The 9,610-nt window shown below is 64.0% G+C and carries 10 protein-coding genes and 1 pseudogene; 7 read left to right on the top strand and 4 right to left on the bottom strand.

Features of this window, described 5'->3' with window-relative positions; translation table 11 throughout:
- The coding region (locus E5W70_RS18340; protein ID WP_292660465.1) for a thiamine pyrophosphate-binding protein at positions 1-836 on the bottom strand (836 nt) is incomplete at its 3' end.
- Positions 833-1,681 carry an arginine deiminase family protein gene (locus E5W70_RS18335; protein ID WP_292660499.1) on the bottom strand — a complete coding sequence of 283 codons (849 nt, stop codon included), beginning with the start codon at positions 1,679-1,681 and terminating at the stop codon, positions 833-835. The genes E5W70_RS18340 and E5W70_RS18335, both read right to left, overlap by 4 nt.
- A 217-nt stretch (positions 1,682-1,898) precedes the next feature.
- On the opposite strand from E5W70_RS18335, the gene E5W70_RS18330 reads away from it, so the two are divergent.
- The 5 genes from E5W70_RS18330 to E5W70_RS18310 all read left to right on the top strand — a co-directional run bounded on the left by E5W70_RS18330 (position 1,899) and on the right by E5W70_RS18310 (position 6,378).
- Positions 1,899-2,708: an ABC transporter ATP-binding protein gene (locus E5W70_RS18330; protein WP_292660463.1), complete on the top strand. Its 810-nt coding sequence runs from the start codon at positions 1,899-1,901 to the stop codon at positions 2,706-2,708.
- A 51-nt stretch (positions 2,709-2,759) separates the two neighbouring features.
- Positions 2,760-3,554 carry a transporter substrate-binding domain-containing protein gene (locus E5W70_RS18325; protein WP_292660460.1) on the top strand — a complete coding sequence of 265 codons (795 nt, stop codon included), beginning with the start codon at positions 2,760-2,762 and terminating at the stop codon, positions 3,552-3,554.
- 212 nt (positions 3,555-3,766) lie between these two features.
- A complete protein-coding gene (locus E5W70_RS18320; protein ID WP_292660496.1) occupies positions 3,767-4,432 on the top strand; it encodes an ABC transporter permease in 666 nt (221 codons plus the stop codon).
- A 14-nt stretch (positions 4,433-4,446) separates the two neighbouring features.
- Positions 4,447-5,253, top strand: coding sequence for an ABC transporter permease (locus tag E5W70_RS18315; RefSeq protein ID WP_292660493.1), 807 nt, complete (start codon positions 4,447-4,449; stop codon positions 5,251-5,253).
- A 123-nt stretch (positions 5,254-5,376) separates the two neighbouring features.
- The gene (locus E5W70_RS18310; protein WP_292660457.1) at positions 5,377-6,378 is read left to right on the top strand and encodes an Ldh family oxidoreductase; all 1,002 of its coding nucleotides are present in this window, start codon (positions 5,377-5,379) and stop codon (positions 6,376-6,378) included.
- Positions 6,379-6,435: 57 nt separating this feature from the next.
- Here the strand turns inward: E5W70_RS18310 and E5W70_RS18305 are convergent, their stop codons facing one another.
- On the bottom strand, positions 6,436-6,708 hold the full coding sequence (locus tag E5W70_RS18305; protein ID WP_292660454.1) for a hypothetical protein: 273 nt from the start codon (positions 6,706-6,708) through the stop codon (positions 6,436-6,438).
- Between the two features lie 243 nt (positions 6,709-6,951).
- Here E5W70_RS18305 and E5W70_RS18300 point away from each other — a divergent pair, with 243 nt between their 5' ends.
- Entirely contained in the window at positions 6,952-7,926 is a 975-nt protein-coding gene (locus tag E5W70_RS18300) for a complex I NDUFA9 subunit family protein (protein WP_292660452.1), read from the top strand.
- A 21-nt stretch (positions 7,927-7,947) separates the two neighbouring features.
- Here E5W70_RS18300 and E5W70_RS18295 read toward each other — a convergent pair whose 3' ends face one another.
- Positions 7,948-9,321 carry a cytochrome P450 gene (locus E5W70_RS18295; protein WP_292660449.1) on the bottom strand — a complete coding sequence of 458 codons (1,374 nt, stop codon included), beginning with the start codon at positions 9,319-9,321 and terminating at the stop codon, positions 7,948-7,950.
- Between the two features lie 185 nt (positions 9,322-9,506).
- Between E5W70_RS18295 and E5W70_RS18290 the strand changes: the two are divergent.
- Positions 9,507-9,610, top strand: a pseudogene (locus tag E5W70_RS18290) (NADPH-dependent FMN reductase); the annotation flags it as partial.

Here is a 9,610-nt window from a genome sequence, read left to right as displayed (position 1 = left end):
CCGTCATAGTCGGTCGGACCGAATTCGGTGCCGGCCGCAATGACCAGATCGGCGTCGGCCATCAGCGCACGCACCGCCTTCAGGCTGGGGCTGGCTGGCACGCCAAGCGGATGGCGATAGAGCAGGCCGCGCGCATTGGCGGTCTGTACGACCGGCGCTCCCAACCTCTCGGCCAGGCGCTGCAACGGCGCTTCGGCAGCTTTGGCGCCGCCGCCGGCCAGGATAAGCGGCCGGCGGGCAGACGCGCATAGCCTTGCCGCCTCTGCAATCGCCGCCACATCCGGCTCGGGCGGCGCTGAATTCCGCAGCAGTGGCACGATGCCGCTGGCAGGCAGGCTCATGACATCGGTCGGGATCTCGATGTGCACCGGACCCGGACGCGAGGATGAAAACAGCGCAAAGGCACGGGCGAGCACGCCGGGCAGTTCGCCGGCCTCGGTGACACGGTGCGAAAACAGCGCCACCTTCTCCATCATGCCGCGCTGGTCCGGCAGTTCATGCAGATGGCCCAGGCCTTTGCCCAGCGTCGGTGTGGCGTTGACGCCCGAGATTACCAGAATCGGCACCGAATCTGCGCGCGCCTGGCCCATGGCGGTGATGGTGTTAGTCAGCCCCGGCCCGGTGATGACGAAGGCGATGCCCGGCTTGCCGCTGGCGCGCGCATAGCCGTCGGCCATGAAGCCGGCGCCCTGCTCGTGGCGCGGCGTGACGTGGCGGATCTTCGACCGCGCCAGCCCGCGGTAGAGCTCGACTGTGTGCACGCCGGGAATGCCGAAGACGGTGTCGACGCCGTGCGCTTCGAGCAAGGTGATGAGCGCTTCGCCGATCGTCGTCATTGTCTTAACACCGGGCGTGTGAGGCAGGTCGGGCCGCCCTCGCAGGCAATGCACAGCGCATCGGCCTCGAATGTCGAGACCGTACAGCCGGCGACCTGCATGGCAGCCGCCGTCTTCGGAAAACCGGCAACGGCGATAACCTGGCGCGGCGCGGTCGGCAGCACGTTCAGGCTGAGCCCATTTGAGGTGAAGAATTCGTCGGCGTCGCCCTCGACCAGCCGAATGCCACGTTCGCGCAGCATCTGATGGAAGGCGACCGGCAGGAGCGGCGCATAGACCAGCGCCAGATCGTCGGCGAGCGGGCTGATCACCGACATCAGGTGCAGGCAGGCCTCCTCGCCCTGCCAGAGCGGCAGGTCGAAGCCGTAGACCTGGATGCCCTTGGGTGAAAGCAGGTTGGAGAGCTGCTGGATGCCGTGCTGATTGGTGCGCACGCCGCGGCCAACGGCCAGTGTGTTTGCATCCACCCACACGCAGTCGCCGCCCTCGACCTGGCCGGGAGCCTCGATACGGCCGAGGACGGGGATGCCCATGCGCCCGTAGGCTGCCTCGTGCAGGCCGGGCTCGGGCCGGCGCAGCGCCTTGCCCATGGCAAGGATGACCGCGCCATGATCGGTCATCAGCGAGGGATCGTGGGTAAAGACCGAATCGGCAAGCCCGTCATCGGCGTCGTTCAGCCATTCGATTTCGGCGCCTGAGGCCGAAATCAGCCTGGCCAACGCTTCATGCTGGACCGCCGCTTTTTGCGGGTCGAAGCCGGGACCGTAGTGCCAATCCAGTGCTTTGGCTCGATGCATGGCGCTGGCGGCGGAGCGCATCAGCACACGCTGCAGCGGCCCGGCCATCGACTGCGACCCGTATGCTTTGCCCACAAAATTCTCCTGAAACGCGCCCCTCCTGCCAATAGCCACTCGGCTGGCCGTGATCAATGGTCCAAAAACTGCGGTTGACGGAGGCAAGCGGAACGGTCCATCTTGAGAATCGGAACGCTGTCCAGTGACGGGTAATGGGTAAAAAATTCCAGCAAGGACTGCCTCGGCTGCTCCGCGGGGCACCGCGGCGATGACAGCGCCGGCCACCGCCCTGAAGCATACGGCGCAGAACGGCGCTGCCGAAGCCATCCACGTCCAGAACCTGCACAAGAATTTCGGCAAACTGCATGTATTGAAGGGCGTTTCGCTGTCGGCGCGCGATGGCGAGGTGATCGCCATCATCGGCGGCAGCGGCTCGGGCAAGTCGACGCTGCTGCGCTGTATCAACTGCCTGGAGAACCCGACCAGCGGCATCATCCGCGTCAATGGCGAAGAGATAAAGCTGAAGGCCGACAGCTACGGCCACACCGTGCCCGCCGACCGCAAGCAGATCGAGCGTATCCGCTCCAAACTCGGCATGGTCTTCCAGAACTTCAATCTGTGGAGTCACATGACGTTGATCGAGAACGTCATCGAGGTTCCCGTGCATGTGCTCGGCGTCAAGCGCGATGTGGCGATCGGCGAGGCGGAAAAATTGCTCGCCCGCGTCGGCCTGACCGAAAAACGCGACGTCTATCCCGCCTATCTGTCGGGCGGCCAACAGCAGCGCGCCGCGATCGCCAGGGCGCTGGCCATCAATCCGCGCGTCATGCTGTTCGATGAGCCGACCTCGGCGCTCGACCCGGAGTTGGTCGGCGAGGTGCTGAAGGTGATCGGCGACCTGGCGCGCGAAGGCCGCACCATGGTGCTGGTCACCCATGAGATGAAGTTTGCCCGCGAGGTCGCGACGCATGTCGTCTACCTCCATAACGGGCTGGTCGAGGAAGAGGGGCCGCCGGAACAGATCTTCGGCGCACCAAAATCCGAAAGGCTGAAGCAGTTCATCCGCAACATCAGTTAAACTGTGGGCGGACGAAAATCGGGAACAACAACAAAACTGGGAGTCATGACGATGAAGATTATTCTCAAGACCTTTGCCGCAGCGCTGCTGCTTGGCGTTGCCGCCATGGGCGTGGCCAAGGCCGATCCGGTCAAGATCGGTGTCGCTGCCGAGCCCTATCCGCCGTTCACCTCGCCGGATGCGTCCGGCAAATGGGTCGGTTGGGAAATCGAATTCATCGACGCTGTCTGCGCCGAGGAGAAGCTCGACTGCGTCATCACGCCGGTCGCCTGGGACGGCATCATCCCGGCGCTGACGACCAAGAAGATCGACGTCATCGCCAGCTCGATGTCGATCACCGACGAACGCAAGAAGACGATCGACTTCTCCGACAAATATTACAACACCCCGACTGCGATCATCGGGCCGAAGGACCAGAAGTTCGGCTCGACACCGGAGGACCTCAAGGGCAAGATCATCGGCGTCCAGGTCTCGACCGTGCACGCCGACTACGCCAAGAAGCACTTCGCTGACGCGGCGGAAATCAAGGAATACCAGACCCAGGACGAGGCCAACCAGGATCTTGCCGCCGGCCGGGTCGACGCGGTGCAGGCCGATTCCATCGCCCTCGACGCCTTCCTGAAATCGGACCAGGGCAAGCAATGCTGCGATCTGAAAGGCATGGTCGCGCCGGATCTGGCCATTCTCGGGCCCGGCGTCGGCGCCGGCGTCCGCAAGGAAGACACCGAGTTGAGGGAAAAGATCAACGCCGGCATCAAGGCCATCCGCGCCAACGGCAAATATGACGAGATTTCGAAGAAGTACTTCGACTTCGACATTTACGGCGCCGACACGCAGTCGAACTGACGGCCCCATCCATGAGCGATTAACCACGCGGCCCCGATAGAGCCGCGTGGTTGGTCGAAATCCATCGACGCGTGCTTCCGCGGGCGGAGATCGCCGGCGGTTTTAGCGCCAGCAATTCGAGGGCGACGCTGATCGACGCATTTGTTCCGGCTTGGGCCGCCTCTGCCATCGCGCTTCTCTCGCCCGTGCCGCCGGGCTGGGGTGGAACGCTCATCGTTGGGCTGCTCCATACGATCGAGATCGCGGTCGGCGCCACCTGTCTCGGCCTTTTGATCGGCATCGGCGGCGCCTCCGGCAAGCTGTATGGTGGTCCGGTGGTGCGCGATCTCCTGGCAGTCTATACGACCGTCGTGCGCGCCGTGCCGGAGCTGGTGCTGATTCTTCTGCTCTATTACGCCGGCACCGACCTGATCAATCAGATGCTGACGGCAATGGGCTATCAGCGCATGGACATTAGCGGGCTGGCGGCCGGCATTGCCGTGCTCGGCTTCTGCCAAGGCGCCTATTCGACCGAGGTGATCCGCGGGGCGATCCTCGCCATTCCGCAGGGCCAGATCGAAGCCGCGCGCGCCTATGGCATGTCTCCCGGCCTGCTGCTGCGGCGCATCACGCTGCCGGCGATGCTGCCGTTCGCCATACCCGGCCTTGCCAATCTCTGGCTGATCGCCACCAAGGACACCGCCCTGCTGGCGGTCGTCGGCTTTTTCGAGCTGACATTGGCGACACGGCAGGCGGCCGGCGTAACCAAAGCCTATCTGACATTCTTTGTCGCCGCCGGCGCGATCTACCTTCTGTTGACGCTGGTTTCGAACCTGATCATCGGCCGCATCGAGAGCTGGGCCCGCCGCGGCATGCCCTCGCTCAAGGAGGCCCGGTGATGGCTGGCCCGGTGATGACTGGCGAAGCGGCCGTCGAGATAGCGGCACGCGCTTCGCTGTGGCTGAAGCCGCATCGTATCGTGCTGATCCTGATCGCGCTGGGACTGGTTTTGGCGGCGGCTGTCTTCATGCGCTGGGACTGGCTGCCTAAATATTACGGGATGGGATTGCTCGGCATCTGGCGCGCGCTGTGGATTCTTGCCGTCACCTGCACGCTGGGCTTCCTGCTCGCCGTGCCGCTCGGGCTGGCGCAGGCTGCCGGCTCGTTCTGGTTCGCGGCACCCGCCAAGGTCTTCTGCACCGTCATCAGAGGGACGCCGCTGCTGCTGCAGCTCTGGTTGCTCTATTACGGGCTGGGCTCGCTGTTTCCACAATATCCATGGATTCGCGAGTCTTGGATGTGGCCCTATCTGAGGCAGGCATGGCCCTATGGCGTGCTCGGGCTGACGCTGTCCTTCGCCGGTTATGAGGGCGAGGTGATGCGAGGCGCTTTCGCCGGCGTGCCGAAAGGCCAATTGGAAGCCGCCCGCGCCTTCGGCATGAGCCGCTGGAGGATTTTCCAGCGAATCTGGCTGCCGCAGGCCTTCTACCGCGCGCTGCCGACACTGACGGGCGAAACCGTGCTGCAGCTGAAATCGACGCCGCTGGTGGCGACCATCAGCGTGATCGACATATTCGCCGTCTCTTCAAAGGTGCGTCAGGATACCTACCTCACCTATGAACCCTTGCTGCTCCTGGCGTTGATCTATATGGCGATCACCGGCATCCTCGTCTTCACCCTGGGCAAGATCGAGGCGCGGATTCCGAACAAGATTGGTTAGGTTAATGGTGAATAGTGAATGGTGAATAGTCAGTGGTCAGTGGCCCGTAGTGTTACCGGCTAAGTCCCACACCATTCACTATTCACCATTGACCCATTCCCTCAGATATCCATGGCAATCACAATGCAACTCAGTCTCGACCAGGCGACAGGGCTGTGCCGGATGGCCGCACTTGGCGCTGGCGCCAACGAAGAGGCGGCGCAGTCGCTGGCTGCCTCGATCGTCGCAGCCGAGGCGGAAGGACTGTCGACCGTCGGGCTGTCGCACTTCATCGATTATCTTGAAGCACTAGAGGCCGGCCGTATCGACGGCAACGCCGATCCGGTGATCACCAGGCCGGCGCTCGCGGTCTATCTCTCCGATGCGCGCGGCGGCTTAGCGCATACCGGTTTCGACCGCACGATCGATGACCTCGCCAAGGCGGCGCGGCTGTTCGGCGTCGCCATCTTTTCGCAGAAGAATGCCTATACGTGCGGCGCGCTCGGCTATTTCACCGGACGGCTGGCCGCGCAGGGATTGGTGTCGTTCGCCGCCACCAACGGCCCGGCCGTGCTTGCTGGCTCGGGCTCGGTCAAGCCGGTCTACTGCACCAACCCGATGTCCTTTGCCGCGCCCGCCGCGGACGGGGCGCCGCTGGTCATCGACCAGTCGTCGAGCGCCACCGCCTTCGTCAACATCCGCAAGGCGGCCGAGGACGGCGAGAAGATCCCTGAAGGCTGGGCACTGGACGCCAGCGGCAATCCGACCACGGACCCGGCAGCCGCCATGAAGGGCGCCATGCTTGCCTTCGGCGGCCAGCGCGGCGCCAACATCGCGCTGATGGTCGAGGTGCTGGCTGCGGGCCTATCGGGCGCCAACTGGTCGCTCGATGCGCCATGGTTCAGCGGCGGGCCGGACAGTCCGGGAACCGGCCTGTTCGTGCTTGCCGTCGAGCCCAAGCTGCTCGATCCGGACTTCGAGAAACGGATGAAGGATCAGCTCGACCGGCTGCGGCGGCGCTATGGCGTGCATGTGCCGGGGCGTGCCCGGGCCGAGGCCGCGGAGAAGGCGGCGGCGCGCGGCATAAGCGCGCCGAAAGCCGTGGTGCAACGCATTTCCGAATTCGCCGCCCGCTATTCGTCCTGAAGAAATTCGTTTGTCCGATGAGCGGCTGAGAAGGCCGGCCGATCCGGCAGCGCGAGCCTACTTCCCGCAATAATGATCGTTGATGACGTTCGCCGCATTCGCGTCCGGTCCTACCCTGTTGTAGGAGCAGGGTTCGGCGGCCGTCGTGAACAGGTGGTTGTCATAGTAGCGCGGGCCACCGAACAGAATGTCGATGATGTCTCCGTTGGCCGGAACGTAGCGTTCGGGTTGAGCTTGGTGGTGATGCCGGTTTGCCGCGAATGCCGAGGCACCAATGCTGCAGCCTGTTGCGAAAGCCAGAGCGAAGAGCGCAACGCGTTTTGTCGTCATCGGCAATATCCTCCATTCGGAATCAAACCATACATCTAAAATCGCCGGCCGAACAAAGGTTCCTGTCCCGAATGGAGTTACCCTAAAGCCGGGCGTCGGCGGGTTTTCTGCCGTTTCGAACGGATACCAGAAATCATGCTTCAACAATGCCGGGCGACCTATGGTCGCCCTTTGCCTTTGGCGCGAAACCGACTATGAAACGGCTTCAATCAAGCCCATCTGGATAGCCCGCCGGAGCCAACCATGACCGAAATCCTGCAGACCCCAAAGCTCGTGGTCGTGTTCGGCGGCTCCGGCTTTGTCGGTCGTCATGTCGTGCGGGCGCTGGCCAAGCGCGGCTACCGCATCCGGGTCGCCTGCCGCCGGCCCGATCTCGCCGGTCATTTGCAACCGCTTGGCAATGTCGGGCAGATCCAGCCGGTGCAAGCCAACGTCCGGGTGCGCTGGTCGGTCGACCGCGCCGTGCAAGGCGCCGACCATGTCGTCAATCTGGTGGCGATCGCGCATGAGGCCGGCCGACAGAAATTTACTGCCGTCCACGAGTTCGGCGCGCGCGCTGTTGCCGAAGCAGCGCGCGCCGTCGGCGCCGGCCTCACCCATATCTCGGCTCTGGGTGCGGATCTCGACGCGCAATCGGACTATGCGCGTACCAAGGCGCTCGGCGAAAAGGCCGTTCTGGAGACGGTCCCGGACGCCGTGATCTTGCGGCCATCGATCAATTTCGGCCCGGAGGACGGTTTCTTCAACCGCTTTGCCAACATGGCCCGCTTTTCCCCAGTGCTGCCGCTGATCGGGGGCGGGCAGACGAAATTCCAGCCGGTCTATGTCGGCGACGTCGCCGAAGCGGTGGCGCATTCGGTCGACGGCAAGGTCCAGGGCGGCCGGATCTATGAACTCGGCGGGCCGCAAGTGCTCACCTTCAAGGAATGCATGCAAGAGCTGCTTGTCATCATCGAACGAAAGCGGCTTTTGCTGCCTGTGCCATGGTGGCTGGCGAACCTACAGGCGTCAATTCTAGGGTTGCTGCCCAATCCGTTGTTGACCAAGGACCAGGTCCTGCTGTTGCGCCAGCACAATGTCGTGTCGGAAGCCGCCGTCAAGGACAACAGGGCGCTCGCCGGCCTCGGGATCCAGCCACGGTCGATCGGAACCATCCTGCCCAGCTATCTCTGGCGCTACCGCGCCGCCGGCCAGTTCCAACGCAAGTCCGCCGCATAACACGAACGGACGTGCGGTTGCCTACGCCGCGCGCCTGGTAACCTGCATCGGCAACCCGCCTTGCGGCTGCGTCGTCAGCTTCTGCACCGGCCAGGGGCGGGTTTGCGCGGTGGTGTCGAAACGGTAGCGCGACAGCATGATCGCCAACGCGATGATCGCCTCCTGCATGGCGAAGCTGGCGCCGATGCAGACGCGAGGCCCGGCACCGAACGGCAAATACTGGAAACGGTCGATCTTTTCGCGGTTTCCCGGATGGAAGCGTTCCGGCATGAAAGCGTCCGGCCGGTCCCACAATTTCCGATGGCGGTGGACGACCCACGGCATCACCAGCACCGCGGCGCGTCGCGGTATGTAGAGGCCGTTCCAGGTTTCGGGCTCGATCGGTTCGCGGTTGATAGACGGCGCCGGCGGATAGAGCCTGAGCGCCTCGTCGAAGGCGGCGCGGGTGAGCGGCATGGCGTCGAGCCATTTTGTCGGGTCGGGCTCACGCGCCAGCACGGTATCGATCTCGTGCTCGATCTTTTCGCGCTCCCACGGCGCTTCGGCAAGGCAGTAGAGCGTCCAGCCGAGCGCCCTGGCCGTAGTCTCGTGGCCGGCACCGATGAAGGTGATGATGTTGTCCTCGACCTCGGCCCGGGTCAGCCCGCCCGGTCCCTCTGCCTTCAACAGCAGCGTGAGAAAATCCTGCGGCACCGTGTCCGGAGCACGCCTCAACCGCGCCTCGCGCATCTGCACCGTGTCGGTGACGATCTTGCGGAAGTAGGCCATGGTCTTGCGGCCACGGATGCGGGTCAGGCGCGGCAGCCAATCGGGTGCCCGCAACAGGTCGAGCGGATCGACCCGACCCATCGTCTCGAACAGGCGGTCGATCTCCTTGGCGAAGCTGCCCGGCTCGCCTGAAATCTCACCGGAAAACAGCGTCTCGGCCAGGATGTCAAAGGTAAGCAGCGTCATGTCGTGAGCGATGTCGAACGTGCCGCCGCCCTCGTAGCGCGTGACGAACTCCCTCGTGCGCCTCAGCATCGGCTCGGCAAAACCGAAGATATGGCGCGGCGTGAACACCGGCGACATCGCCTTGCGCGAACGCCGCCACACCTCGCCCTCGGCGGTCAGCAGGCCGTCGCGCAGGATCGGCCGCAGGATCAGCTGGCGAACCGTCGCCATCTTGTAATTCTTGGCGTTATCGACCAGCACGTGGCGGATGAGACCGGGGTCGTTGGCGATGACCAGCGGCCCGCCGATGCCGGTCACCGAAATCCAGGGCTCGTTGTAGGTCGGCTCGCCCCACAGTTCGAGCGGATTGCGGTAGACGATGCGGATCATCTCCAGCGTCGAAGGCGGCGACGTGCGCGGCTTCGGCGCCGGCGGGACGAAGGGGACGGGCTGACTGTCCATGGCGTGCTCCGCTGACACCTCAATGTAGTGGCGGGCACGGCAGGCGTCCATGTGACCGGACGAGAAGGCGAAGCACCCCGCTCTCTGGAATGTGACCGGGGCACGGGAAAGTGCGTGCTTGCTGTGTCCGGCTGCGTGTCTTAGGTGGCAGCATCACAGATGCCAGTAACCGGCGGGAGCCTGCCTTGAAGCACCAGTTGAACGTCATCATCGGCAGCACGCGGCCGGGCCGCGCCGGACCGGTTTTCGCAAAATGGCTGGAAAGCTTTGCGCGCGAACACGGGAAATT

The organism is Mesorhizobium sp. (assembly GCF_005063415.1).
Classification (GTDB): Bacteria; Pseudomonadota; Alphaproteobacteria; order Rhizobiales; family Rhizobiaceae; genus Mesorhizobium.
This window is presented reverse-complemented; position numbering and strand designations above follow the sequence as displayed.

Coding starts and splice junctions, on each gene's coding strand:
- E5W70_RS18335 (WP_292660499.1), bottom strand. CDS start 1,681: ATGGCCGGGCCGCTGCAGCGTGTGCTGATGCGCTCCGCCGCCAGCGCC.
- E5W70_RS18330 (WP_292660463.1), top strand. CDS start 1,899: ATGACAGCGCCGGCCACCGCCCTGAAGCATACGGCGCAGAACGGCGCT.
- E5W70_RS18325 (WP_292660460.1), top strand. CDS start 2,760: ATGAAGATTATTCTCAAGACCTTTGCCGCAGCGCTGCTGCTTGGCGTT.
- E5W70_RS18315 (WP_292660493.1), top strand. CDS start 4,447: ATGACTGGCGAAGCGGCCGTCGAGATAGCGGCACGCGCTTCGCTGTGG.
- E5W70_RS18310 (WP_292660457.1), top strand. CDS start 5,377: ATGCAACTCAGTCTCGACCAGGCGACAGGGCTGTGCCGGATGGCCGCA.
- E5W70_RS18305 (WP_292660454.1), bottom strand. CDS start 6,708: ATGACGACAAAACGCGTTGCGCTCTTCGCTCTGGCTTTCGCAACAGGC.
- E5W70_RS18300 (WP_292660452.1), top strand. CDS start 6,952: ATGACCGAAATCCTGCAGACCCCAAAGCTCGTGGTCGTGTTCGGCGGC.
- E5W70_RS18295 (WP_292660449.1), bottom strand. CDS start 9,321: ATGGACAGTCAGCCCGTCCCCTTCGTCCCGCCGGCGCCGAAGCCGCGC.